We start from the raw sequence: 25,125 nt of genomic DNA, 5'->3' as shown, positions 1-25,125 counted from the left end.
CGATCCGAATGGCTGTGATCCAGCACGCTCCGAGTAGGGTTTAAGAATGTCGTCTCCCACTCCCCAGGCCTCGACCTCGACCGGATCCGGTCGCGGAGGCACCCGCCTTCCGCGCAGCGCACGACGCCGTCAACTCCTCGATGCGGCCAGCGAGATCTTCGTCGAGCGGGGCTACCACTCTGCCGGGATGGACGAGATCGCCATCCATGCGGGAGTCAGCAAGCCGGTGCTCTACCAGCACTTTCCGTCGAAGTTGGATCTCTACATCGCGGTGGTCGACTCGCATGCCGAGAAGCTCGTCGCCGATGTCAATCGCGCCCTGTTGACCACCAGCGACAACCGCATGCGCGTGCAGGCCGCCGTGGCAGCGTTCTTCGATTTCATCGACGACGACAACTCCGGGTATCGGTTGATCTTCGCCTCGGACGCGCTGGACCCGGCCGTCATCCGGCGTGTCGAGGGCGCCACCGAAGCCTGCGTCGACGCCGTTTACGGTCTCGTGCTGCAGGATTCGGGCATGGACCCGTACCGCGCCCGCATGCTCGCCGCCGGACTGGTCGGCGCGAGCGTGGTGAACGCCCGCTACTGGGTGGACGCCAGCCGGCCGGTCGACAAGGCCAGTGCCGTCGACACCACCGCCGCGCTCCTGTGGGGCGGGCTGGCCGGGGTGCCGAAACTGCAGGGGGAGACCGCCGACGCCGAGTAGCGTCACCGCACGCGTGTCACCGCAGCGCGCGGTACGCCTGGGCCTCGAACTCCTGCGCCGCGGCCCACGTCACCGGATCCGCGAACGGCAGCACCTGTGTGGCCCAGACTCCGGCCAGGTCCGCCGAGCGATCGATCCAGAAGTACACATTGGCCAGTCCGGCCCACCCGAGCGAGCCGGCGCTCCGTCCGGTCGGCGCGGTCTCGTCGTTCACCAGGAACGTGTACGCCCACGACGTCGACTGCCCCGGAAAGAACTCGGCGTCGTGGGTGATCGCCGGGTCGACGCCCTGCAGCGCGGTGGCGTGGACGCCGTCGGCGAGCCCGTTGCGGGCCGCCCACTCGACGGTGTCGGCGCGCAGCACCCGGCCGTGGTCGCCGTCACCGTCGCGCAGCCACATCCGCAGGAAGCGCGCGTAATCGGAGACGGTGGAGTACACACCCTGTCCACCCATCTGGACTTCGGGCTGCTGCGGCATCACGATGCGGGTCGGCTTCAGCGCGTCGCCGCGACGCAGGTGCACCGAGGCGCGCCGGGCCGCCATGTCGTCGGTCAGCAGGAATCCGGAACTGGCCATCCCGAGCGGCGCGAACAGCCGATCGGTGAGCACCTGCTCCAACGACGCTCCGCGCACGGCCTCGACGACGCGGCCCGCCCAGTCCATGTTGGATCCGTAGTTCCAGCGACTGCCGGGCTCGAAGAGCACCGGGGTCATCAACGACGCCTTCGTCGCCGTGACGACGTCCGGGTAGTGACCTTCGGCGACCAGTCTCCGGTATTGCTCATCGAAGAACGGGTAGGCGAAGCCCGCGGTGTGCAGCAACAGCATCCGCGTGGTGATCGGCGTTCGCACCGGCCGGGTCTGCGGGACGCCGTCCGCGCCGAAACCCTCCAGCACCCCCACCTCGCCGATCTCCGGGACGTAGTCGGCAGCGGGTGCGTCCAAGTCCAGCAGTCCGTCGTCGACGCACTGCAGGACCGCGGTTCCGGTGAGCGGCTTGGACGCCGAATACAGGGCGATGACGGTGTCGGCGGTCATCGCCTCCGCCGATCCGAGTGCACGCGCGCCCGCCGCCCCCGAGTATTCGACTCCCCGCGACCGCACGACCGCGGCGACCCCGGGAACCCGGGCGTTGTCGTCGCCGTCGACGATCGCCGCCAACAGGGCGTCGAACCCGCCCATCAGGTCGGCTCCGATCAGGCCGCGCCGAAGCCGACGCGGCGGTTCTCTGCGCTGCCGACCTCGACGTAGGCGATCTTCGCGGAGGGCACCAGCACGCGGGCGCCCTTGTCGTCGGTCAGGGCCAGTACCGAGTCGGTTCCGTCGAGCGCCCGCTGCGCTGCGGCGTACACCTCGTCGGCCTTCTCGCCGGTGGCGAAAGCCAGTTCGCGGGGGCTGTTCTCGATACCGATCTTGACATCAACGCTCATGCGTCGAATCCTACCGTCACGCCAGCGACAGGTCCGCCATGCGCTGTGAATGACGCTCGGCCATGTTGTCGAAGAAGCCCGCCGCGTTGTTGAGGGTCGCGGTGCCGTCGAACAGCAGCGTCATCACGTCCTCCTCTTCGGCGAGGACCCACTGCATGTGGGTGATCGCCTCGCCCAGCAGTCGTCGACCCCACAGCACCAGTGCCGACGCGATCGCCGGGTCGGCGGCGACGGCCGCGCGCACCTGGTCGACGGCGAACTGCGACGACCCCGTCTCGGCCATCACCGACTTCATGGTCGGGCGCACCTCCGCGGGGAAGACGTCGGCCGTCTCCGCGTAGAAGTCGGCGGCCAGTCCGTCGCCGACGTGCATCTTGACCAAGACTTCGAGCCACGAGGTCGGCATCGTGACGCGGTGGTACTCGTCGAAGACCTTGGCGTGCGACGCGACTGCCGCATCCGGGTCTCCGCCGGCCGCGCGGATCTGTTCCGCGAGGACTTCGAAGTGCCCCATCTCCGCGGCGATCAGCCGCGCGATGGCCACCCGGTCGGCCGTCGTGGGCGCCATGGCCGATTCCTCGATGAGGCGATAGCAGGCGGCGAACTCGCCGGCGAGAAGGACTTCGTAGAGCTTGGTGACGGCGGCAGAGTTGTTCGACATGCAAGTCAGAGTAGGCAAGGCGCTACACTGTCCACTAGGCGTGTCGCCTTTCTGCCCGACGAAGTCACACTTCTCGGTCCCCGCGGGAGCACCGCGGAGGAGTCTGCGAGCGATATGTCAGACCTTGAGCGCGCACCTGCGATCGGCTCGGAGAGCCCGGTCCGCCCGAGGGTTCTGCTTTGTTCGGGACCCCGCGGATCCTCTTGTGTGCGTGCACGAACACCGCGAGAGGCTTGAAAAGAAGATGACCACGAATCAGACCGTGGACGAATCCGCCGGAGGCGACGACGTCCAGACCACGATCGTCGAGGAGGGGCATGCGGCCCCGACGTTCGCCGAGCTCGGCGTGCACCCGGCGATCGTCGCGGCGCTCGACGCCGACGGCAAGACCCATACGTTCGCGATCCAGGAGTTGACCCTCCCCCTCGCGCTCGGCGGATCCGATCTCATCGGCCAGGCCCGGACCGGCATGGGCAAGACGTACGGGTTCGGCGTGCCGCTGATGCACCGACTGGTGACGGCGCCCGAGTCCGGCCTGCGCGCGTTGGACAACACCCCGCGCGCCCTCATCATCGTCCCGACCCGCGAACTCTGCGTGCAGGTGACCGAGGACCTCGAGACCGCCGCCAAGGGCGTCGACGTGGAACTCGCGCCGGAAGCATCGCCGACGGGCGAACCGAACGCCGCCGGTGGCACGCAGCGACCGCTGAAGATCACCTCGATCTACGGCGGCCGCCCTTACGAGCACCAGATCGAGGAGTTGCAGAGTGGCGTCGACATCGTCGTCGGCACTCCCGGTCGGCTCCTCGACCTCGCCCAACAGGGTCACCTGGTCCTCGGCAAGGTCGGCATCCTGGTCCTCGACGAGGCCGACGAGATGCTCGACCTCGGCTTCCTCCCCGACATCGAGCGGATCATGGGCGCACTGCCCACCGCACGCCAGACCATGCTGTTCTCGGCGACCATGCCCGGGCCCATCGTCACCCTCGCGCGCACGTTCCTGAACCGGCCGACGCACATCCGCGCCGAGCACGCCAACGACTCCGCCGTGCACGAGCGCACCACGCAGTACGTCTACCGCGCCCACGCGCTCGACAAGGCGGAGCTGGTCGCTCGCGTGCTGCAGGCGCAGGGTCGCGGCGCGACGATGATCTTCACCCGCACCAAGCGGACCGCGCAGAAAGTCGCCGACGATCTCGCCGAGCGCGGCTTCTCGGTCGGCGCCGTCCACGGCGACCTCGGTCAGATCGCTCGGGAGAAGGCCCTCAACAAGTTCCGCGAAGGCAAGATCGACGTGCTGGTCGCCACCGATGTCGCCGCCCGCGGCATCGACGTCGACGACGTCACCCATGTCATCAACTACCAGTGCCCGGACGACGAGAAGACGTACGTCCACCGCATCGGCCGCACCGGCCGCGCCGGCCGCACCGGTATCGCGATCACCCTCGTCGACTGGGACGAACTGCACCGCTGGGGTCTGATCGACAAGGCTCTCGACCTCGGGATGCCCGAGCCCGCCGAAACCTACTCCACGTCCGACCATCTGCGTGAGGATCTCGGCATCCCCGAGGACGCCACCGGCCGTGTCGGAGCCCCCGCCCGCAGTTCCGAAGGTCGCCGCGAACCGCGTGAACCGCGCCCCGACCGCCCGAAGCGCACGCGTCGTCGTACGCGCGGCGGCAAGACCGTCGACGGCGGCGAGAAGTCCGCGAACACCGCATCGGGCGCCGCGGACGGCATCGAGGGCGACACGAGCACCGACGGCGACGCAGCCGCTTCCCGACCGCGTCGTCGCAGGCGGCGACGCAGCGGCGGCCGGGCGAGCGGTGGCGCAGCCTCCGCCGCCAGCGCAGCCGACTAGTCTTCGCCTATTCTCGCGAGAATGGGACGGATCAAACCGGAACGGCGCACCCGCACCGACCTCATCGTGACGGCACTGATCGTCGTCGCGGTGGTCGTGGCGGGTGTCGCCGTCTGGTGGACCAGCAGCGCACGCCACAGCGATCTGCAGACAGCGACCGAACGCGCGCCGGTGCAGTTGCCCGCGGAGAACGTTCCGCGCACGTTGGCGGTGAAGTGGTCGGCGAAATCGGACGTCACCTCGGTCCCGCAGATCACCCGGGACTCGGTGATGTCCGCCGCCGACGGCACGGTCACCGCGCACCGCGCCGACAACGGCGCCCAGGTGTGGCGCTATCACCGCGACCTGCCGCTGTGCGCGGCGGCCGCGGGCTGGCAGGGCGGCGACAACAGCGTCGTGACCGTCTACCGCAACGACCGCGGATGCAGCGAGGTGACCGCACTGCGCGGCGTGGACGGCGGCCGCCACGGCGCCCGGACCAGCGACGCCGACGACAGCGTCGACCTCTCGATCGGCGCCGACTACGCCCTGCTCTACGGGCCGACCCGCCTCGAGACCTGGGGATCGAACCTGGTCCGCGGCATCGAGTACGGTCGCGTCGACGCCCCGGTCAACCCCGACGTCGGTCCCGGCCGCACCGGCTGCCGGCTCTACTCCGCGTTGAGCGGCGCCGATCGAGTCGCGCTCGTCGAGCGCTGCGACGGCGACCACGGCTACCGCCTGTCCGTCTTCAGCGCCGACCAGACCAGCGACGAGAAGATCCGCCAGTGGGGCACCACGATGATCACCACGTCCGCGAAGGGGCCCGCGCCCCGCGTCATCGCCGCGACCGACTCGACGATCGCTGTCTACGACGGCGGCGTGGACCCGACCGGGACCGTCGGGGGTCCCACCGGTCCCCGGATCCGCTTGTTCACGGCACAGGCGGAGTCTGCGGGCGAGCATCCCGTCGCCGGCGACCCCGGCGCACCCGAACGCAGCCGTCCGATCGTCGACCAGGGCGTGATCTCGTTCTGGACCGGCAAGGCCACCGTGGTGCTGAACGCGAACAACGGCAGCCCGCTGTTCCAGGTCGCGGATGCGATCGGCCCCGGCGCGGTCATGGCGGGGCAACTGCTGGTTCCCATGCCCGGGGTCATCAGCGTGCGCCGCGCCTACGACGGCCACGAGGAGTTCACCATCCCCGTCGACCGCGGAGATCAGGTGAGACCGGTGTCGCTGCGGGTGCTCGGCGACACGATCATCGAACAGCGCGGCACCGACGTCGTGGCGTTGGGCGCCGCCGACTGATCGTCGTCCCCACGCTGGTCGAGTGCTGCCTGCGAGCGGAGCGAGCACGCAGTTCATCGAGACCGTCGTGAGTTCCGTCAAGGGGCTTTGCGCTGCGGTCGTGTGGTGATCTCGGCAGTGTTCCGACGGATCGTGAGCCGCAACCGCCTCCCTGTCAAGCGGTGGCCGTCGGTGAAGCCTCGTCCGACTGATCCCGGCTGAGAACTGCCCGCTCAGGTGCTTCCGACGGAATATTGCCGCCGGAGGGTGCTGAGGACGCAGTTCTCAGCACCATGTGACAGTAGGCGGCGCATGGCGCGGCGACATCAGATCGAATGCAGGCCTCACGCGACGCTGCGTCAGGTCGTTTTAGTTTCATAGGCTCTCGTGACTGCACCGTCGAGACCCCCAACGGGATGTGCCGGACGCCCTAGACTCGCTGCATGCAGAGCGATCTCGATCCGCGACCGAACCCCGGCCTGGTGACCCGTCCAGAGACTGACTGGGACGCGATCGCCGCGTGGACCGATGCGAAGTATATGCGGTTCGACGTGCGGCCCGTCGGCCGCAGGATCACGCCTGCGTCGACGATGTTCTCGGTCGAGATCGGCGAGATGACCATGACCCACTTCTCCTATGGGACGCAGGTCGCCCTCGGCGACTTCGACCAGGAGGCGGGCAACATCCTGGTCCTGACCACCCTGCGCGGCTGGACCAGACACGCCATCGGCCGCGACTCGAGCGCAGAGCTGACCACCGGACAGACGTACGTTGCGGACTGCAGTCGAACGGACTATCGGCTCGACGCCGACATCGATCATCTGCAGCTGAACCTGACGGTGCCGCACCGGCTCCTCGCCGACCTGGCTCTGCGCTGGTGGGGCCGCGTTCCGGACGACTCGCTCTGGTCACGTGGGTGCGTCGTCGGCGGTCCCGGCAGCCCGTGGCTGAGTCTCCTCCGGTACGCCACCAGGACCGCGGCGGTCGCGCCCGACCAGGTCTCGACCGGACAGATCGGACGGAACCTGCAGGAGATGATCGCCGCTCAACTCATCGCCGACTGGGCGCAGCGGGCTGGCGTCGACCTGGACCGCGGCCCCGCCGTCGCCGCCCCGGCGTATGTCCGGACCGCCGTGCACTACATCGACGAGAACGTGCAGAATCTGCCGACGGTGACCGAGATCGCCGCGGCCGCGGGCGTGAGCGCGCGGTCGTTGAGCGGCGCGTTCACCCGCTATCTCGGGACGTCGGTGCGGTCGTACTTGATCGAGCAGCGAATGCAAGGCGTCTACCGCGAACTCCGGACCTCCGCCGCCTCGGTGACGACGAGCGCCAACAACTGGGGTTACGTCAATCTCGGGGTCTTCGCCGGGGCGTACCGCAAACGGTTCGGCGAGAGCCCGTCCGAGACGCTTTCCCGCGCGCGCCACTGAGTTCTCCCCCAACGGCGCGCTCATTCCGCGCGCAGGCGGAATCCGACAGACCTGAGAAGTGACGGCCATCAGGACACTAAGTGCCGATCGGAGACATCGCCTGCCGACGGGAGACGGTCGCCTGCACCGGGTGCCGACATGATCGCTGTGTCATGTCCCACACCCAGGAGAAGCAGATGTCCTTCGACACCCTTGATCGGATTCTGAACCGCGTCGTCACAGCGGACGCCGCCGCCGAGCGCGTGCCCGGCGTCGTCGCGACCGTCACCCGCAGCAGCGGTGACGTCTACACCGGCGCCGCGGGAGTCGCGTCGGTGGGCGACCCCACTCCGATGAGCGCCGACACCGTGTTCGCTGTCTTCTCGTGCACCAAGGCGTTCACGGCGACCACGGTGCTGCAGTGCGTCGAGGAAGGGCTGATCGACCTCGACGCCCCGGCGTCCGAGTACGTGCCCGAGATCGGCGAGCTCGAGGTCCTCGAGGGGTTCGCGGCCGACGGTTCACAGATCCTCCGCGCGCCCACGACCCCGATCACCACGCGCATGCTGATGCTCCACACCGCCGGATTCTCGTACTCGTTCTTCTCCCCCGAGTACGGCCGGCTGCTGGCCGAGACGGGGCAGCCCGACATCCTGAGCGCCTCGCGGGCGGCGCTCCGGTCGCCGCTGCTGTTCGACCCCGGGACGCGGTGGAGTTACGGAACGAACATCGACTGGGCCGGCCAGGTCGTCGAGTCGGTCCGCGGCGAGCGACTCTCCACCGTGATGGACCGCCGGGTGTTCGCGCCGCTCGGCATGGCCGACTCCGGGTTCGTGATGAGCGAGTCGATGAGCGCCCGTCGTGCCGAAGTCCACCAGCGCGTCGAGGACGGTTCCCTGGTCCCGACCGGTCTGGTACTCGACCAGGACGCCGAGGTCGACATGGGCGGCCACGGCGTCTACTCGACGATCCCCGACTACACCAAGTTCCTTCGGATGTGGCTGCGCGACGGCGAAGGAGAGCACGGACGTGTTCTCACCGCAGAGACGGTCCGTACCGCGTCCGTCAACGGGCTCGGCGATCTGAAGGTCGGCATGTTGGAGACCAGCGCACCGGAACTCTCGCACGACGCCGAGTTCTTCCCCGGTCAGAGCAAGTCGTGGGCCTACTCGTTCATGGTGAACGACGAGACCGCTCCCACGGGTCGGTCAGCAGGGTCCCTCGCGTGGGCGGGCCTGGCCAATCTCTACTACTGGATCGACCGGGAGGCCGACGTCGCAGGCATGTGGGGCACCCAGATCCTGCCGTTCGCCGACCCCGCGTCGGTCGGCGGCTTCCTGGACTTCGAGACCGCGGTGTACGACGCGCTCGCCTGACACCGGCCGGCGACCGCCTGCTGCCGCTACACGACCTCGAGTTCGTACGTCTTGATCGCTGCGCCGTTCCACGACTCCCAGAGGTTGTCGGCCAGCTCGCGGTAGGCGGTCGCCCCCTTATTCTTGCGGCCACGCATCACCGAGGCCCCCGAGGCGGACGCCTCGGCGAAGCGGACGGTACGCGGGATCGGCGGTGCGAGGACCGGAATCGAGTACCGGTCGGTGACGTCGGACAGCACATCCCGGCTGTGCGTGGTCCGCGCGTCGAACAGAGTGGCGACCGCGCCGACCATCTCCAGGTCGGGATTGGTGATCTGCTGCACCTCGGTGACCGTGCGGAGCAACTGGCCGACGCCGCGATGCGCGAGCGTCTCGCACTGCAACGGCACCACCACCTGGTCGGCGGCCGTCAGTCCGTTCAGTGTCAGCACACCGAGCGAGGGCGGGCAGTCGATGATCACCACGTCGTAGTCCTGGGAAACCTCGGCGAGCGCCCGCTTGAGCGCGTACTCGCGGCCGGGACGCATCAACAGCAGCGCCTCGGCGCCCGCCAGGTCGATCGTCGCGGGCAGCAGGGTGACGTTGTCCTCCGTGTCGAGCAGCACGTCGGCGATGTCTTCGGCACCGATGAGCACGTCGTGCACCGATTTCGTCAGCTGGTCGGGATCGTGGCCCAGTGAGAAGGTGAGACTGCCCTGCGGATCGAGGTCGACGACCAGGACCGATACGTCCTTGTCGGCGAGTGCGGCGCCGACCGACGCTGTGGTGGTGGTTTTCGCCACCCCACCTTTCTGATTCGCGATGGCAAGGGTGCGCGTCATGGCCACCACCTTACGATGACGTTCCACACGTCACCGGTCAGGCGTGCCCTCACGCGTCCGGAGGGAGATCATCGGCCTCCAGCCACGACAGCGAGGCGGGTGCGAACAGGAGAACGAGCAGTCCCAGCGCCAGCACCCCGACGGGCACGCCGATCCACGGCAACCCGCTGCCGGTGATGAGTGAGTAGCTGACCGGCAGCAGCAGGATCTGCGCCATCATCGAGATCCCGCGTCCCCACCGCTTGCCGTGGGTCAGCGCGATGCCGCCTGCGAGGACGGCGCCGCCGATCACCGCGAACCAGATCGCGGTGCCGTAACCGCTGATCGCGGCTTCGTGGTGCCCGGCCAACTCGCGGACCACCAGGACCACCGCGACGATCAGTCCCAGCGCACCCTGCGCTGCGGTTCCCAGGCCGGCCCAGCGAAGGGTCTTCGGAATGCTCGGGACACGTCGATCAGGATCGGTGCTGCTCACTACTCCAGAGTATGGCCGGACACCCCCGACTCGTGAATCGGGGCCGGGACCGATATCGTGATGCCTCGTGCGCGTCATGCTCATCACGAATCCGTTCGCCACCTTCACCACGCCTGAAGGCCGTGACGCGCTGGCCAATACCCTCGATTCCCGCTTCAAGGTGGACGTGGAACACACCACCCACCGCGGTCACGCCGGCGAACTCGGCGCCCGCGCCGCAGAAGAGGGCTACGACGCCGTCGTGGTCCACGGCGGCGACGGATCGGTCAACGAGGCCGCCAACGGCATTCTCGGCAGTCCGAGCGCGCCGCGCCGTGATCCGTCGCACCTGCCCGCCCTGGGCGTGGTGCCCGGCGGCAGTGCGAACGTCTTCGCCCGCGCTCTCGGAATCGACCGCGACCCGCTGACGGCGACGGCGCAGTTGATGTCCCTGCTCGATGCGGGCTCACGCAGGTCGATCAGCCTCGGGCACACCCTGGATCGCTGGTTCCTGTTCAACGCGGGGATGGGCATGGACGCCATCGTGGTGCGGCGCATGGAAGAACTCAGGAACAAGGGGCGCAAAGCCACCGCGGGCCGCTACTTCCGCACCACCGTCGGATCGTTCTTCAAGCGGTCGGTCGTGAACCCGACGTTCACCGTCGAGGTCCCCGATCACGAACCGATCGACGGCGTGAAGTTCGGCTTCGTCAGCAACACCGGCCCGTGGACCTACTTCGGCACCCGCGAGATCCGCACCAATCCGGGCACTGACTTCGAGCACGGACTCGGCATCTTCGCCGCCACCTCGGTGTCGGTCCCGCGCAACATCGTGCTCGGCAGCCGCCTGCTCTCCGGCACCGAGCCGAAGGCCGCGCATCTGTTCCGCGACGACGATGTGGAATGGGTTCGTTTCCGTTCGCCGGAGCCCGCCGATGTCCAGATGGACGGCGACTACCTGGGCGTTTACCAGAATCTGGAGTTCGGATATGCGCGCGCGGTGCTCGATGTCGCTGCCGCGCCGAAGGCCGATTAACCTGAGCGCTACTGGCCGGTAAGCATGAGTTGGTCATATTGCCAACCCCTTGTGATGTATCCGGCATTCACTTCAGAACTATAGCCAAAGGTCTGTACACAGTAGTACAACAGATATCGACGCAATCACCCACCCCTGCCAAGCAGCGTCCAGCGCCCCAAGCCAGGTGAATTCGGAAATTGCAACTCAAGTCGAAACTGACCGTGATGCAAGTGCGTGCTGTGTACGCCGTAGAGCTTTGAAGGAGTTTAGTAATGGATTGGCGCCATAAGGCCATCTGCCGCGACGAGGACCCGGAGCTGTTCTTCCCGGTCGGTACGTCCGGCCCTGCCATTGCGCAGGTCGCCGACGCCAAGCTCGTCTGCCAGCGTTGCCCGGTGACCGCCGACTGTCTGGCATGGGCCCTCGAGACCGGCCAGGACGCAGGCGTCTGGGGCGGCATGAGCGAGGACGAGCGTCGCGCACTCAAGCGCCGCAACGCGCGCACCCGCGCCCGCAGCGCGGTCTAAGCCTCAACTTCTTCCGACAGAGCCCCGATCAGCTGATCGGGGCTCTGTCGGTGTCTGGGGCCCTGTCGGTGTCTGGGCGTCTGGGATGTCAGCGCAGCGGGATGTCGAGCTGAGCGAGCGTCCCGACACCGCTCGGCGCACCGACCAGCGCGATCACGCCGCCGAGATCGTTCGACACCAACGTGTTGACGATTTGGAGGCCGAGGTGGTTCGAGGTCCGCAGATCGAACCCGTCGGGCAGCCCCTGGCCGTTATCGGTCACGGTGACCCGCAATGCGCGGACGTCGCGCTGCGCGCCGATGACGATCTCAGCGCCATCCTGCCCCGGGGTGAAGCCGTGTTCGATTGAATTCTGGATCACTTCGGTCAGCACCATCACGAGCGGCATCGCCAGATCGGCGGGCAGCACGCCCAGGCGGCTGTCGCGGCGCACCGTGACTCGTGTGCCGCCGTCGGGTAGCCAGACGTCCACCAGGGACGACGCCAGGCGATCGATCACCGCGTCCAGGTCCACTTCTTCGTCGACGCTGCCCGAGAGCATCTCGTGGACCAGCGCGATCGACGATACTCGGCGGACCGCCTCGTTCAGCGCCGCGACGGTCTCCGGCTGTCCCGACCGTCGGGCCTGCAGTCGCAGCAGCGCTGACACGCTCTGGAGGTTGTTCTTGACGCGATGGTGGATCTCCCGGATCGTCGCGTCCTTGCTGATGAGCGCGAGGTCGCGCCGACGCACTTCGGTGACGTCGCGGATCAACAAGATGGCGCCGCGCGACTGGCCCGCAGACCGCAGCGGCACCGCGCGCAGCAGCACCGTCGCACGACGGGCGTCGAGTTCCATGCGCAGCGCCATGTCGGCGGGCGGCAGAGTGCCGTCGCCGAGGCTGCCCGCAGCCGCGACGACCATCGCGCCCGCATCCGCCGACTCGAACGGGTCGGTGAGCAGCGCCGCCAGCACCTCGTCGACGCGGGAGCCACCGAGGTCGGTGGACCAGCCCATCCGATGCACCGCGGACAGCGCATTGGGGCTGGCGTAGGTGACGTTGCCGCCCGCGGCGATGCGGATGAAGCCGTCACCCGCTCGCGGCGTCGAGAGCCCGAGGGTGTTGGCCTCGTCGAGCGGGAAACTGCCCTCCACCACCATGCGGCAGAGTGCCTCTGAGGCGTCCCGATACGCCGATTCCAGAGGCGACGGCGGCCGGGAGTCCGAAGCGTCGCCTGCGCGGCCCAGCACAGCGATCACCTCGCCGTCGAACGACACCGGCACCGCCACCCGTTCGATCAGCAGATGCCCGAACCGACTGGCGATGCCCTCCCGTTCTATCGCTCCAGACGCCAGGGCCGCTGACATCAATGGGTTGGCGCCCTGAATGCTCGCCGGTTGGTCCACCCGGTGTCCGACCTCGTCGCGAGGGAACACGGTCGACGCGGTGTTGGGACGCACCTGCGCCACGTAAACGATGGATCCGGACGTGCCGGGCACGGCGAGAAGATAATCCGCGAACGAGAGGTCCGCGAGAAGTTGCCATTCGGCGACTAGCCGCTGGAGGTGTTCCGCGGCCGGCGCCGACAGTGTGGTGTGTTCTGCGAGCAGGTCGGTCAGCGTTGCCATGCGCCGCGCTACACCTCTCTATCCGCGCTGCTCGCCGCGCAAACTCAGTCCTGCTTATAGGTGGCGATGATCTCGCCGGCCTGGATGACGTCGCCGACGTTGACCTTGATCTCGGCCAGCACGCCCGGATCCTCGGCCAGCACCGGAATCTCCATCTTCATCGACTCGAGGAGCACCAGGGTGTCGCCCACCTCGACGCGCTGTCCGGCCTCTGCCGAGACCTCCAGAACTGTCGCAACGATTTCATTGACCACGTCTTCCGCCATGAGAAACATGGTAGCCGAGCCCGCGCAGCGCGCCATCGCTCGTCTACGTGATTAACGTCGACGCGCAGGCTCGTGAAATAATCATCGGTGCACGTGATACGTCACGATCGAAGGAGATCCCGTCATGAGCAAGCGCGGACGTAAGAGGCGCAGTCGTAAGAAGAACGCAGCCAACCACGGCAAGCGGCCTAACGCCTGACACCTCGCACTCAGCGAGACGAAGCGGCCCGGACTCCCCAAGGGGAATCCGGGCCGCTTCGCGTGGTCGTTGCGATGGTCTGCGGCTGCTGCGGCGTCCGGCTATTGCGGTTCGATGCGGTAGCTGGTCTGTCGGATCGTCACTGAGCGGCGGATCTCGACGCGCAGGCGCTCACGCAGTCCCTCAGGAGCGTGCTCGCCGCCGCACTTGCGGCCGATGAGCGCCTTGATCTGCTGCTGGACGCCGTAGTGCTCCAGGCACGACGGGCACCCGTTGACGTGGCTCTCCAGGCGGGAGCGTGCGCCGGCGTCGCACTCGTTGTCGAGCAGGAGATAGATGTCGGCGAGGACCGCTGAGCAGTCCAGGTTCTCGAATTCGCGGTCGCGCGCGGGGCTCATTTCGCTACCTCGCTGGTGCGTCCGAAGCCACGCTCACGGGCGACGTCCGCGAGGAGGTCACGGAGCTGACGGCGGCCGCGGTGCAGCCGCGACATGACGGTGCCGATGGGGGTGTCCATGATTTCGGCGATCTCCTTGTACGGCAGTCCTTCGACGTCGGCGTAGTAGACCGCCATGCGGAAGTCTTCAGGCAGCTTGCCCAACGCGTCCTTGATCTCATCGTCCGGCAGGCCTTCGAGCGCTTCGATCTCGGCCGACTTGAGACCGGTCGACGAGTGCTCTGCCGTCGCCGCGAGCTGCCAGTCGGTGATCTCGTCGGTCGGGTACTGCGCGGGCTGCCGCTGCTTCTTTCGGTACGAGTTGATGTAGGTGTTCGTCAGGATCCGGTACAACCACGCCTTGAGGTTGGTTCCCGCACGGAACGACGCGAAGGCCGAGAAGGCCTTGATGTAGGTCTCCTGCACCAGGTCTTCGGCGTCGGCCGGGTTGCGCGTCATGCGCAGCGCGGCGCCGTACATCTGGTCGAGGAGCGGCAGCGCGTCTCGCTCGAAGCGCTCGGTGAGCTGCTCGGGCGTCTCGGTCGGGCCTGGACTCTCGGAGGACACGTACTTCCCTTCGCTGGAAATGTGCTCTATCAAGTCTAGCGATCCTCGCGGCGAGCGTGGGTCTCCTGGTCGACCCGTCATCGTCGTGCGGCGATCCAGAACTGTTGCGGGCACGTGCGAGGCACCTCCTTGCGTACCGATCCCGGTGGAATCTTCGATCATCGCCTCGGTCAACAACGCTCTGACACCATTTGTTCCTCAGCGATGAGGTGTCGGCGGCGCAAACATGCCAGCATGGAGTCCATGTGCGGGCGCTACGCGGTGACCACCGACCCGGCGAGACTGGCCGCCGAGATCGACGCCGTCAACGAGATCCCCGACGAGACCGTCCGGGAGTCGTACAACGTCGCCCCCACGACGACGGTGATGACCGTCGTCACGCGCCACGAGCACGGATCCCCCGACGATGCCGCGGTTCGCCGCGTGCGCGCGATGCGGTGGGGCCTGGTGCCGTCGTGGACCAAGGAACTCGGCAAGGGACCACTCCTGTTCAACGCGCGCGCCGAGACCCTCGCCGACAAACCCGCGTTCCGCGGATCCCTGCCGGGCAAGCGAGCCCTGATTCCGATGGACGGCTGGTACGAGTGGAAGCCCGGCCCGCCCGGCGCCAACGGCAAGCCGACGAAGATTCCGTTCTACATGTCTCCTGCCGACGGGACCCGCCTGTTCATGGGCGGCCTGTGGGCGGCCTGGCGACCGGCGCAGGCCCGGGCCGCCGGCGACGACTCGCAGTGGGTGTCGAGCACCACGATCATCACCACCGACGCCGTCGGGCCGTTACAGGACGTCCACCATCGGATGCCGCTGATCATGCCGGTCGAGTACTGGGACGCCTGGCTTGATCCCGACCACGCCGTCGACCCGGCACTGCTGGCGCCGCCGGATCTCGCGCTTGCCGAGGCCATCGAGATTCGCGAGGTGTCGCCGTTAGTGAATCGCGTCGCAAACAACGGTCCAGAACTTCTCGAACCCGCAATTAACATGAGATAATCCATGTTTATGAGCACAGAAGGCCCTGGCCCGCTCCAGAAAGTCGGCTACCTGCTCGGGCGACCCCTCCCCGAGTCGATGCGCGAATGGGTCAAAGAAGATCTCACCGGCCCCGGACACGTCCGTCGCTACTTCATTCGCGGCCTCATCCCAGTGATCCCGCTGTTCATCGTCTTCTTGCTGATCCCCGGGACGCCGTACATGAAGTTCGGCATGATCGTCCTGCTGCTGATCCCCTTCGTCTACTTCCAGGTGGCGTTGAGCAGCGTCTACCGTCGACACCTGCTGACCAACAACGGCCTTGATCCCAGCTTGGCGGCCAAGGTCAAGGTCCAGCGTGCCGACGCGGTGCGCGACGAGTACAACCAGCGCCACGGCCGGTAGCCGCGTCGCACCGGGTGGTCGTCGCCACCGCGCTGTCGTCGGCTACGCGTACTCGTAGTCGTCGAGCGGGAAGCTCGCCTGTTCGCGCAGGCTCGTCAGCGTCGACTCGGGGCGCAGCAGCGTCGCCTCACCGTGCTGGTTGAAGTAGTAGCTGCGTGATCCGGAGCAGTCTCCCGCATAGAACACCGACGACGCCAGGTTCTTGGTCACGCGATCCAGGAAGTCGGCGTTCGCGCGCTCGGTGACCTCGAACCGACGGGTCCCGCGGCGTCGCATCTCGCCGAACAGACGACCGATGTGCTTCATCTGGCCCTCGATGGTGGTGAAGTACGACAGCCCGCTGTACGAATACGGACTGTTCAGCGTCAAGAAGTTCGGGAAGCGCGGCACGGTGATTCCCTCGTACGCCTGGAATCGGCCGTCGCGCCACCACTGCCCCAGGTCGCGGCCGTCGCGCCCGACGATCTGGAAGGCCGGGAAGTTGACGTCCCACAGATTGAAGCCGGTGGCCAGCACCAACGTGTCGGCGAGGATCTTGGTGCCGTCGGCGGTGACGATGCCGTCGGGCTCGATGTGGTCGATCGTCCCGGTCTCGAGTGCCACGTTCTGCTGGTTGAAGACCCGGAAGTATGAGTTGGAGAAGGTCGGCCGCTTGCACCCGAAGTCGTAGTGCGGGGTCAGCGCCTTACGGGTCTCGCGGTCGCGGACCTGCAGCCGCAGGTGCGTCTTCGCCAGCAGTGCCGCGACCTGGTTCCCGGGCTTGGCCTGCTGGTAGCGCAGGACGCCGAACACCATCAGCATCTCCAGCAGCGAGGTGTTCACGGCACGCGCCGCCTTCTGCGCGAGCGGAACCTTGGCGAACAGGTGCTGCACCGGCCGGGGGATCGGGAAGTCGACCTTCGGCACCACCCAGATCGGCGTGCGCTGGAAGACCGTCAGGGCGCGTGCGCGCCGCGCGATCTCGGGAATGAGTTGAACGGCCGTCGCCCCGGTGCCAATGACCGCTGCTCGACGGCCGCCGAAGTCGTAGCCGTCGCGCCAGTCGGTGGTGTGGATGATGTCGCCGGCGAAGCTGTCGATGCCGGGGAAGTCGGGAGTGTGCGGCTGCGACAGGAAGCCCGTCGCCGTCACCAGGTAGCGCGCAGTGTGCGTCCGTCCGTCGTGCGTGCGGACCGTCCAGAACTCGCCGTCGTCGTCCCAGACGGCCTGTTCGACGATCACTCCGAACTCCATCCGCCGCCGGAGGTCGTACTTGTCGGCGATGTGTGCGGCGTACTTCTTCAGTTCGGCGCCGGGCGCGAAGAGCCGCGACCAGTACGGGTTGGGCTCGAACGAGTAGGAGTAGGTCACCGACGCGATGTCGACGGCCAACCCCGGGTAGTGGTTCACGTGCCAGGTGCCCCCGAGGTCGTCCTCGCGCTCCAGGATCAGGAAGTCCTCGATTCCCAGCCGGGTGAACTCGATGGCCGCTCCCATGCCGCCGAAGCCCGCGCCGACGATCAGTGCTTCGTGATCTATCCGCCGATCGTTCATCGCTCGATCTCCATCTCGCAGCAGTTACTGTGACCTTCAGTTCACAGTAACCTGCGGGACGGCCGGTGAACAGGGTTGCGCCTCCCTGCGCCGCACGGCCGGGATACTGATCGCTCCGCCCGGCGTCCGGCGCGGAAGTTGGCATGATGGGCGGGGACAGATCAACCTGACGCGTCGACACAGAGGACTGGTGCGAGAACACATGGCCAAGAAGATCATCGCTGCCGCATACGGAGACCCCACCGAAGTGCTGGAGATCGTCGAGGTCGAGATCCCGAAGCCGGGTCGCGAGCAGGTGGTCGTGCGGGTGCGCGCGGCAGGGCTCAATCCGTTCGACGTCAAGGTGGTCAGCGGCACGCTGGGCCGCAGCTCCGACAAACTGCCGCTCTCCCCCGGCGCCGAAGCCGCCGGCGTGGTGCACGCGGCAGGCGCCGCCTCCGGATTCGCCGTCGGCGACGAGGTGGTGGTTTACCCCGCGACGGCCGCGTTCGCCGAGTACGTGCTGGCTCCCGCGGCGAGCGTTCATCGCAAGCCCGCCGATCTCGGGTTCGCCGAAGCCGCGTCGCTGCTGCTGGCGGGTGTCACCGCCGTCGACACGCTCGCCACTCTGCGCGTCGACGGCGACGACGTGGTGCTGGTGCACGGCGGCTCGGGCGCCGTCGGCTCGATCGTGGTGACCGAGGCGGTTGCCGCGGGCGCCACCGTGATCGCCACGGCCTCGCCCCGCAATCACGAGCACCTTCGCGAACTCGGCGCCGTTCCGGTGTCGCACGGCGACGGCCTGGCCGCAGCGATCGACGAGGCGCGCGGCGATCAGCGCATCACCGCCGTCATCGACACCGTCGGCACCGACGAGGCCATCGACGTCTCACTCGAGCTGGTGGCTCCGCATCGCATCGTCAGCATCGCCGCGTGGGGTCGAGCCGACGACGGCATCGTCATCGTCGACGGCAGCAGCGAGCAGAGCCGACATCACCGCCGCGAAGCCGTGGAGCCGTTGCTCGCCGACGCCGCGGACGGGCGGATCGGCGTCGAGGTGGCCCGCACGTTCTCCTTCGACGACGCAGGCACGGCATTCGCCGAACTCGGCGGCGCGCATCCGCGCGGCAAGTTCGTCTTCGAGCCGAAGTAACCGCCGCCGCGATCGGGTGTCGGGTGTCGGGTGTAGGACGCTAAGACTTCTTGCTGAAGAACAGCGCACCGGCGCCGACGATGGCGAGACCGATCAGCGCCAGCCAGAAGAAGGCCTTCAGCAACGGACCGATGATCGACAACGCGATCAGGACGGCGATGACGATCAGCACGATCTTCCAAATGGACGCGCCGCTGGACTTGTGGGGTTCGAGTTGTGTGCTCATGACTCCACCGTGGCCCTTCTGCGACGCGAAGTCACCCCTGGAACCCGGAAACCGGGGAAACTTCAGGGTGCTCCCCTACTGGTGAAACCAAGCGCACCATTTCCCGTTGAGTCGCACCACCTGTGGTTCCCGCACTTGGTCGCGACCGAGTGCGGGAACGAGAAGTGGTGCGACTCGACGCGAAGTGGTGCACCTAAGTGTCCTGCGTCGGAAATTGCTTTCGTGTTGCTGTGGATCCGCGTGGGCGGCTGGCAAGGCGAAGGAGGGAGGCATAGCGGTAGGTATGTCGACCACGACAACGCAGCCGCACGTTCACCGGGCCACAGCAACCGCAAGCGAATTTCCGGCGCAGGACACTAGTTCACCGCTCTTGTGAGACCTACTGCGCGACCGCCACTATCGCCGGTCACCTGAAATCCACCATCTAGGGTGCAGGTATGAAGTTCTCGCGCCGCGCCGAAGCGGTCACGCCGTTCTACGCCATGGAGTTCGGCAAGCACGCCGCAGCGCTCGAGGCCTCCGGCGTGCACGTGGTGAAGCTGAACATCGGCGAGCCGGACTTCGGGGCACCACCGGCCTTCCTCCGCGAGATTCAGCGCATCAGCGACGGCCGATCACTGGCCTACACGGGTGCGCTCGGGCTCGATGAACTCCGGAGCGCCATCGCGACGTTCACGGCCGATGCCTTCGGTGCGCAGGTGGCGCCGGAGCGCGTCGTCGTCACCACGGGTGCGTCGGCGGCTCTGCTCCTCTCCTGTGCAGCGCTGATCGATCCGGGCGACGAGGTGCTGGTCGCCGACCCGTCGTATCCGTGCAACCGGCGCTTCGCCGAGAGCTTCGGCGGCCGAGTGCGCCTGGTCCCGACCTCACCGCAGTCCCGTTTTCAACTCGATGCCGCCACCGTCGCGGACGCGTGGTCGGACGCCACTCGCGGCGTCATGGTGGCGACGCCGTCGAATCCCACCGGCACCTCGCTGCCCTGCGACGAACTGACCGCGCTCTGCGCGACGGTCGCCGACCGCGGCGGCTGGCGGATCGTCGACGAGATCTACCTCGGACTGGCCGACGACGGACCCGACGGACGGCCGCGCAGCATCGCCGCCGACGACCCCGGCGCCATCGTCATCAACAGCTTCTCGAAGTATTTCGGAATGACCGGGTGGCGTCTGGGCTGGGCGATCGTGCCCGACGCGATGGTTCCCGTCGCCGAACGCCTCGCGCAGAACTACTACATCTGTCCTCCGACGCCGTCGCAGATCGCCGCGCTGACGTGCTTCGAGCCGGAGACGCTCGCCGTCGCCGAGGATCGGCGCGCGCAGCTCCGACGACGCCGTCGGCTGGTCCTCGACGGGTTGGCGCGCATCGGACTCGACGTTCCCGTCGCCCCGGACGGCGCCTTCTACGTCTACGTCGACGTCGCGGCCACCGGACTCACCTCGACCGAGTTCTGCGAGACCGCCCTGCAGCAGGCCCACGTCGCCCTGACCCCGGGCAAGGACTTCGGGGACGCAGGCGCCGAGCAGTTCGTCCGTCTGAGTTACGCCGCGTCCGAAGACGACCTCGCTCTCGCCATCGACCGACTGGGCGAGTTCCTCAACCGTTTGTGACAAGCGGGTCGCGGCGGACTTCGGCACGCCGTGCCGGAGAACGTGGGCGGGCCGTCTCAGTCCGGCGGCAACCGGTCCAGGAACGCCGCCTGCGCCTCGTTGAGCTTCTCCCGCGCCTGTGCGAGCGAGAACCACTGCCCGCGATCCACTTCCGGAAAGGACTGCCGCTTCCCCGAGCGCGGCGGCCACGGGATCTCGAACGTGTTGCTCACGATCGTCGCGACGTCGAGGTCGCCTTCGAGCGCGAAGCCGACAACGTGCTTGCCGCTGCGCAGCCGCACCTCGCCGAGTTCGATCGCCTCGCCGTTCGGCGCCGGATGGCCGGTCTCCTCGGCGAATTCACGTCGTGCCGCGACGAGCACGTCCTCGCCCGGATCCACCATTCCCTTCGGGATCGACCAGGCGCCGGCGTCCTTGCGCGCGAAATACGGACCGCCGGGATGCACCAGCAGGACCTCGAGTCCCGCCGCCGCACGGCGATACAGCAGAATGCCTGCACTCGTCTGCGCCTTCGCCATATGACGAGGGTAGACGCACAACCCGATACCGTTGAGGCCATGGAGATCCTGTCGAGCCGTTCCCTGCTGATCTCAGCCGACCCAGCCGCGCTGACCGCGTTCTACCGCGACCGCCTCGGGCTCGCCGTCGCGCGCGAGTATCCGGGCGGCACCGTCTTCCACGCGGGCACCGGCCTCATCGAGATCCCGGCCCACCTGTCCGACGACGCCGTCGCCCGACCCACGGACACCCTCTGGCTGCAGGTGCGCGACATCGCCGCCGCCCACCGCGAACTCCGCGACGCGAACGTGCCGATCATCGCTGAACCGGAGACCAAGCCGTGGGGCCTGATCGAGATGACGATCGCCGACCCGGACGGTCGCCGACTGATCGTCGTCGAAGTGCCCGCCGACCATCCCCTACGCCGTGACGTGCGGTAATGGCTTCGTGAGAGACTTGTCGGCATGAGCAATTGGGCCGCCCCCTGTCCGTCCACTCCCGTCGACGCCACCGTCGACCTTCCCGGCTCCAAGTCCATCACCAACCGCGCGCTGATCCTCGCCGCACTGGCCGACGGCCCGTCGCGCATCACCGGCACGCTCCGGTCCCGCGACACCGATCTGATGCTCGACGGCCTCGCCGCACTCGGGGCCGACATCACCTACGGCGCCGACCCGACGACCGTCACCGTGGCGCCGCATCCCCTCCACGGAGCTGCTGTGGACTGCGGCCTGGCGGGCACCGTCATGCGCTTCCTGCCCGCCGTCGCCGCCTTGGCGACCGGCGACGTGGCCTTCGACGGCGACGAGCAGGCACGCAGCCGCCCGCTCGACACCGTCTTGGACGCCCTCCGCGCGCTCGGCGCGGACATCGACGGGACCGGGCTGCCGTTCGTCGTCCACGGCACCGGCGCGGTGCGCGGCGGCACGGTCACGATCGACGCGTCGGCGTCGTCGCAGTTCGTCTCGGGCCTGCTCCTATCCGCCGCACGATTCACCGACGGCGTCGAGATCACGCACAGCGGCGCCCCGGTTCCGTCGATGCCGCACATCGACATGACCATCGACATGCTCCAGACCGTCGGCGTCACCGTCGACGTCGACCCGGCGGCCACGCGCTGGACGGTTGCTCCCGGCCCGGTTCGCGCCGTCGACTGGAGCATCGAACCCGATCTCTCCAACGCCGCGGCGTTCCTCGCCGCCGCACCCGCGACCGCCGGCCGGGTCAGCGTCCCCCGCTGGCCGGTCACCACCACCCAGCCGGGCGCGGCGATCGTCGACGTCTTCCAGCAGATGGGGGCGACCACCGACCATGCGGCCGACGGGCTCCTGACCGTCCGCGGGCCCGCGACGCTGACCGCGATCGACGCGGACCTGCACGACATCGGCGAGCTGACCCCGACCATCGCGGCGCTCTGCGCCCTGGCCGAGGGAACCTCGACGCTGCGCGGCATCGCCCACCTGCGCGGCCACGAGACCGATCGCCTGCAGGCGCTGAGCACCGAGATCAACCGTGTCGGCGGCGACTGTCGCGAGACCGACGACGGTCTGATCATCGTCGGGGACAGCGGTGCCGCACTCCGCCCCGACCGCTGGCGCACGTACGCCGACCACCGGATGGCCACCGCGGGCGCCATTCTGGGCCTCCGCATTCCGGGGCTGACGATCGAGAACATTGAGACGACCGCCAAGACGATGCCCGACTTCGTGTCGATGTGGGAAGCGATGGCGGGTATCGCGTCTTGAGTCGCAACACCGCACGGAACCCGCGCCGTTCGTACGACGAATCGGACGTGCGGATCCGTCCGGGCAAGGGCAGCAGGCCGCGGACCAAAACGCGCCCTGCGCACTCCGACGCCGAGACCGCCATGGTCGTGTCGGTGGACCGCGGCCGCTGGGGTTGTGTGCTCGACGGCGATCCGGACCGACGCCTCGTGACCATGAGAGCACGCGAGTTGGGCCGCACTCCGATCGTCGTCGGCGACCGGGTGGGCGTGGTCGGCGACCTCTCCGGGCGGCCCGACACCCTCGCGCGAATCGTGCGCGTCGAGGATCGGACCACGGTCCTGCGACGCACCGCCGACGACAACGATCCGTACGAGCGCATCGTCGTCGCCAACGCCGATCGCCTCCTGATCGTGACGGCGCTCGCCGATCCGCCGCCGCGCACCGGCTTCGTCGAACGGGCTCTCGCCGCCGCATATGCGGGCGGACTGACCCCGGTCCTGTGCCTGACGAAGTCCGATCTCGCCGCTCCCGACGAGTTCGCCGCCAATTTCGCCGATCTGGATCTTCCGGTGGTGACGGCGGGCCGCGACGACGACCTCGACGCGGTGTGGGCGATCCTGGACGGTCACCTCACCGCGCTGATCGGACACAGCGGGGTCGGCAAGTCGACCCTGGTGAATCGTCTTGTGCCCGACGCAGATCGGGCTACCGGCATCGTCTCCGGCGTCGGCAAGGGCAGACACACGTCGACGCAGTCGGTGGCGCTGCCGCTCCCCGGACGCACCCCGGAATCCGCACCGCGCGGGTGGGTGGTCGATACACCGGGAATCCGTTCTTTCGGTCTGGCGCACGTGACGCCGGATCAGATCATCGACGCCTTCGACGACTTGCGCGACGCGATCGACGACTGCCCTCGCGGCTGTACCCACGTCGGCCCGCCGGCCGATCCCGAGTGCGCGCTGGACGCGCTCACCGGAGCCTCGCATCGCCGCGCGATGGCCGTCCGGGAACTGCTCGTCTCGGTCGGCTCGTCGCCGTCACCCGACGAGTCGCCGCAGCTCGATTGATGACGGTCGTCCCACGTTGGTCGAGTGCTGCCTGCGAGCGGAGCGAGCAGGCAGTGTGAGAACTGCTCTCTCAGACGGTTCCGACGGAACATTGCCGGCGGAGGGTGCTGAGCGGACAGTTTTCAGCACTCGTCGATCAGCGGCGCCGTCGCCCCCGTCGTCGTTCCCGCAGCTGCGCGAGAGCGGTCTTCAGCCCGCCTTTGCTCGGGGGCAGACCGTCGAACCGTCGCTCGGACGCGGTCTCCGGTGCATCGTCGACGGTGTCGATCAGCAGGCTGTCGGGCAGCGCCAGTTTGTTGATGGTCCGCAGGGTCCGCAGATACTGCATGGTGAACGAGCCGGTGTTGTACGGGAGGTCGTACTTCTCGCAGAGTTCGCGCACGCGCACCGAGACCGCGGCAAGCCGGTTGCTCGGCATGTCCGGGTACAGGTGGTGCTCGATCTGGTAGCAGAGGTTGCCGCTCATGAACGCCAGCGCCGGGCCGGCCTCGAAGTTGGCGGTGCCGAGCATCTGACGCAGATACCACTGACCGTGCGTCTCGTCCTCGAGCGTCGCGACGGTGAACTTCTCCGCGCCGTCCGGGAAGTGACCGCAGAAGATCACCGCGTACGCCCACAGGTTGCGAATGAAGTTCGCCGTCAGATTCGCGGTCAACGTATGACGAAAGTTGGGTCCGGTGAGTGCCGGGAACAGCAGGTAGTCTTTCCCGACCTGCCGTGCGATCTTACGAAGGAACAGCTTGATCTCCGGTCGCGCCTGCTCCATCGGCTTGCGGCCGGCGATCACCTCTTTGAGTTCCAGGTCGTGCAGCCCGATGCCCCACTCGAAGGTCGCGGCCAGCATCACGTTGAAGAAGGGCTGGAACGCGCGACGCGGCTCCCAGGCCTCGTCGCGGGTCACCCGCAGGATCTTGTAGCCCACGTCGTGATCCATACCGATCACGTTGGTGTACTTGTGGTGGATGTAGTTGTGCGAATGCTTCCAATGCGGCGACGCGCACACCATGTCCCACTCCCACGTCGTGGAGTGCACCTCGGGATCGTTCATCCAATCCCACTGCCCGTGCATCACATTGTGGCCGAGCTCCATGTTCTCGATGATCTTGGCCACCGACAGCGCGCCGACGCCCAGTAGCCACAGCGGGCGACGGTGACTGCCGAGCAGTGCGGCGCGACCGAGGACCTCCAGACCTCGTTGCGCATAGATGGTCCGCCGCAGGTAGCGGCGGTCCTTCTCGCCCAGGCTCGACTCCACTTCACGGCGCAGAGTATCGAGTTCAGCACCCAGCGCCTCGACGTCGGCGTCGGTCAGGTGCGCGTACTCATTGATATCTGAAATGGCCATCGA

The 25,125-nt window shown here is 67.8% G+C and carries 28 protein-coding genes; 15 read left to right on the top strand and 13 right to left on the bottom strand.

From position 1 onward, the window contains the following. Positions 1–46 precede the first annotated feature (46 nt). A complete protein-coding gene (gene fasR, locus GH2_RS00225; protein WP_066161596.1) occupies positions 47–706 on the top strand; it encodes an HTH-type transcriptional activator FasR in 660 nt (219 codons plus the stop codon). Between the two features lie 16 nt (positions 707–722). Here the strand turns inward: fasR and GH2_RS00220 are convergent, their stop codons facing one another. Genes GH2_RS00220 through GH2_RS00210 form a run of 3 tightly spaced genes read right to left on the bottom strand, consistent with a single transcriptional unit; the run spans position 723 to position 2,798 of the window. Then, positions 723–1,889 (bottom strand): serine hydrolase domain-containing protein, encoded by a 1,167-nt coding sequence (locus GH2_RS00220; RefSeq protein ID WP_066161594.1) that lies wholly within the window; start codon positions 1,887–1,889, stop codon positions 723–725. Positions 1,890–1,903: 14 nt separating this feature from the next. Beyond that, positions 1,904–2,137: a DUF3107 domain-containing protein gene (locus tag GH2_RS00215; protein ID WP_066161592.1), complete on the bottom strand. Its 234-nt coding sequence runs from the start codon at positions 2,135–2,137 to the stop codon at positions 1,904–1,906. A 16-nt stretch (positions 2,138–2,153) separates the two neighbouring features. Further along, entirely contained in the window at positions 2,154–2,798 is a 645-nt protein-coding gene (locus tag GH2_RS00210) for a ferritin-like fold-containing protein (RefSeq protein WP_066161589.1), read from the bottom strand. Between the two features lie 244 nt (positions 2,799–3,042). On the opposite strand from GH2_RS00210, the gene GH2_RS00205 reads away from it, so the two are divergent. The 4 genes from GH2_RS00205 to acmB all read left to right on the top strand — a co-directional run bounded on the left by GH2_RS00205 (position 3,043) and on the right by acmB (position 8,716). Then, positions 3,043–4,659, top strand: coding sequence for a DEAD/DEAH box helicase (locus tag GH2_RS00205; protein WP_066161587.1), 1,617 nt, complete (start codon positions 3,043–3,045; stop codon positions 4,657–4,659). A 21-nt stretch (positions 4,660–4,680) separates the two neighbouring features. Beyond that, complete coding sequence (locus tag GH2_RS00200) at positions 4,681–5,949, top strand: Rv3212 family protein (RefSeq protein ID WP_066161585.1); 1,269 nt, start codon at positions 4,681–4,683, stop codon at positions 5,947–5,949. 422 nt (positions 5,950–6,371) lie between these two features. Continuing rightward, the gene (locus tag GH2_RS00195) at positions 6,372–7,361 is read left to right on the top strand and encodes an AraC family transcriptional regulator (RefSeq protein ID WP_066161583.1); all 990 of its coding nucleotides are present in this window, start codon (positions 6,372–6,374) and stop codon (positions 7,359–7,361) included. A gap of 176 nt (positions 7,362–7,537) precedes the next feature. Next, on the top strand, positions 7,538–8,716 hold the full coding sequence (gene acmB / locus GH2_RS00190) for a methyl acetate hydrolase AcmB (RefSeq protein WP_066163169.1): 1,179 nt from the start codon (positions 7,538–7,540) through the stop codon (positions 8,714–8,716). Positions 8,717–8,742: 26 nt separating this feature from the next. Here acmB and GH2_RS00185 read toward each other — a convergent pair whose 3' ends face one another. Continuing rightward, entirely contained in the window at positions 8,743–9,537 is a 795-nt protein-coding gene (locus GH2_RS00185) for a ParA family protein (RefSeq protein WP_066161581.1), read from the bottom strand. A 49-nt stretch (positions 9,538–9,586) separates the two neighbouring features. Further along, the gene (locus tag GH2_RS00180) at positions 9,587–10,012 is read right to left on the bottom strand and encodes a hypothetical protein (RefSeq protein WP_066161579.1); all 426 of its coding nucleotides are present in this window, start codon (positions 10,010–10,012) and stop codon (positions 9,587–9,589) included. A gap of 67 nt (positions 10,013–10,079) precedes the next feature. On the opposite strand from GH2_RS00180, the gene GH2_RS00175 reads away from it, so the two are divergent. Together GH2_RS00175 and GH2_RS00170 are read left to right on the top strand one after the other, a co-directional pair. Beyond that, positions 10,080–11,027 (top strand): diacylglycerol/lipid kinase family protein, encoded by a 948-nt coding sequence (locus GH2_RS00175; RefSeq protein ID WP_174545314.1) that lies wholly within the window; start codon positions 10,080–10,082, stop codon positions 11,025–11,027. Positions 11,028–11,281: 254 nt separating this feature from the next. Beyond that, positions 11,282–11,536, top strand: coding sequence for a WhiB family transcriptional regulator (locus tag GH2_RS00170; RefSeq protein WP_009679257.1), 255 nt, complete (start codon positions 11,282–11,284; stop codon positions 11,534–11,536). 88 nt (positions 11,537–11,624) lie between these two features. Here the strand turns inward: GH2_RS00170 and GH2_RS00165 are convergent, their stop codons facing one another. Beyond that, positions 11,625–13,145 carry a sensor histidine kinase gene (locus GH2_RS00165; protein WP_066161577.1) on the bottom strand — a complete coding sequence of 507 codons (1,521 nt, stop codon included), beginning with the start codon at positions 13,143–13,145 and terminating at the stop codon, positions 11,625–11,627. Positions 13,146–13,189: 44 nt separating this feature from the next. Beyond that, positions 13,190–13,411, bottom strand: a complete 222-nt coding sequence (locus GH2_RS00160; RefSeq protein WP_066163165.1) for a biotin/lipoyl-binding carrier protein — start codon at positions 13,409–13,411, stop codon at positions 13,190–13,192. Positions 13,412–13,535: 124 nt separating this feature from the next. Between GH2_RS00160 and GH2_RS22250 the strand changes: the two genes are divergently transcribed. Further along, positions 13,536–13,610, top strand: a complete 75-nt coding sequence (locus tag GH2_RS22250; RefSeq protein ID WP_372434446.1) for a 50S ribosomal protein bL37 — start codon at positions 13,536–13,538, stop codon at positions 13,608–13,610. 101 nt (positions 13,611–13,711) lie between these two features. Here GH2_RS22250 and rsrA read toward each other — a convergent pair whose 3' ends face one another. Then, entirely contained in the window at positions 13,712–14,008 is a 297-nt protein-coding gene (gene rsrA, locus GH2_RS00155; RefSeq protein WP_066161575.1) for a mycothiol system anti-sigma-R factor, read from the bottom strand. Next, positions 14,005–14,775 carry a sigma-70 family RNA polymerase sigma factor gene (locus GH2_RS00150; protein WP_066163162.1) on the bottom strand — a complete coding sequence of 257 codons (771 nt, stop codon included), beginning with the start codon at positions 14,773–14,775 and terminating at the stop codon, positions 14,005–14,007. The genes rsrA and GH2_RS00150 overlap by 4 nt, the downstream gene beginning before the upstream one ends. An 81-nt stretch (positions 14,776–14,856) precedes the next feature. Between GH2_RS00150 and GH2_RS00145 the strand changes: the two genes are divergently transcribed. Continuing rightward, on the top strand, positions 14,857–15,603 hold the full coding sequence (locus GH2_RS00145; protein WP_066163160.1) for an SOS response-associated peptidase: 747 nt from the start codon (positions 14,857–14,859) through the stop codon (positions 15,601–15,603). Between the two features lie 9 nt (positions 15,604–15,612). Beyond that, a complete protein-coding gene (locus GH2_RS00140) occupies positions 15,613–15,987 on the top strand; it encodes a DUF5313 family protein (protein WP_066161573.1) in 375 nt (124 codons plus the stop codon). Between the two features lie 42 nt (positions 15,988–16,029). On the opposite strand, the gene GH2_RS00135 is transcribed toward GH2_RS00140, so the two are convergent. Beyond that, positions 16,030–17,520 carry a flavin-containing monooxygenase gene (locus GH2_RS00135; protein ID WP_066161571.1) on the bottom strand — a complete coding sequence of 497 codons (1,491 nt, stop codon included), beginning with the start codon at positions 17,518–17,520 and terminating at the stop codon, positions 16,030–16,032. A gap of 202 nt (positions 17,521–17,722) precedes the next feature. On the opposite strand from GH2_RS00135, the gene GH2_RS00130 reads away from it, so the two are divergent. Beyond that, the gene (locus tag GH2_RS00130) at positions 17,723–18,652 is read left to right on the top strand and encodes a quinone oxidoreductase family protein (protein WP_066161569.1); all 930 of its coding nucleotides are present in this window, start codon (positions 17,723–17,725) and stop codon (positions 18,650–18,652) included. Positions 18,653–18,692: 40 nt separating this feature from the next. Here the strand turns inward: GH2_RS00130 and GH2_RS00125 are convergent, their stop codons facing one another. Beyond that, a complete protein-coding gene (locus GH2_RS00125) occupies positions 18,693–18,878 on the bottom strand; it encodes a hypothetical protein (protein ID WP_066161568.1) in 186 nt (61 codons plus the stop codon). A gap of 437 nt (positions 18,879–19,315) precedes the next feature. Between GH2_RS00125 and GH2_RS00120 the strand changes: the two genes are divergently transcribed. Continuing rightward, positions 19,316–20,485, top strand: a complete 1,170-nt coding sequence (locus GH2_RS00120; protein ID WP_066161565.1) for an aminotransferase class I/II-fold pyridoxal phosphate-dependent enzyme — start codon at positions 19,316–19,318, stop codon at positions 20,483–20,485. A gap of 56 nt (positions 20,486–20,541) precedes the next feature. On the opposite strand, the gene GH2_RS00115 is transcribed toward GH2_RS00120, so the two are convergent. Then, positions 20,542–21,003, bottom strand: coding sequence for an NUDIX hydrolase (locus GH2_RS00115; protein WP_066161563.1), 462 nt, complete (start codon positions 21,001–21,003; stop codon positions 20,542–20,544). Between the two features lie 39 nt (positions 21,004–21,042). Here GH2_RS00115 and GH2_RS00110 point away from each other — a divergent pair, with 39 nt between their 5' ends. From GH2_RS00110 to rsgA, 3 genes are read left to right on the top strand one after another with little or no spacing between them, the layout of a single operon-like run. Beyond that, entirely contained in the window at positions 21,043–21,423 is a 381-nt protein-coding gene (locus GH2_RS00110) for a VOC family protein (protein ID WP_066161562.1), read from the top strand. Between the two features lie 24 nt (positions 21,424–21,447). Then, positions 21,448–22,728: a 3-phosphoshikimate 1-carboxyvinyltransferase gene (gene aroA / locus GH2_RS00105; RefSeq protein ID WP_066161560.1), complete on the top strand. Its 1,281-nt coding sequence runs from the start codon at positions 21,448–21,450 to the stop codon at positions 22,726–22,728. Further along, positions 22,725–23,777, top strand: a complete 1,053-nt coding sequence (rsgA, locus tag GH2_RS00100; protein WP_066163159.1) for a ribosome small subunit-dependent GTPase A — start codon at positions 22,725–22,727, stop codon at positions 23,775–23,777. The genes aroA and rsgA overlap by 4 nt, the downstream gene beginning before the upstream one ends. 136 nt (positions 23,778–23,913) lie before the next feature. Here rsgA and GH2_RS00095 read toward each other — a convergent pair whose 3' ends face one another. Continuing rightward, on the bottom strand, positions 23,914–25,122 hold the full coding sequence (locus GH2_RS00095; protein ID WP_066161558.1) for a fatty acid desaturase family protein: 1,209 nt from the start codon (positions 25,120–25,122) through the stop codon (positions 23,914–23,916). Between the last annotated feature and the right edge of the window lie 3 nt (positions 25,123–25,125).

Source organism: Gordonia hydrophobica NBRC 16057 (assembly GCF_001592365.1).
Lineage (GTDB): Bacteria > Actinomycetota > Actinomycetes > Mycobacteriales > Mycobacteriaceae > Gordonia > Gordonia hydrophobica.
The sequence above is the reverse complement of the archived record's forward strand: the minus strand, read 5'-3'. Positions and strand labels throughout refer to the sequence as shown.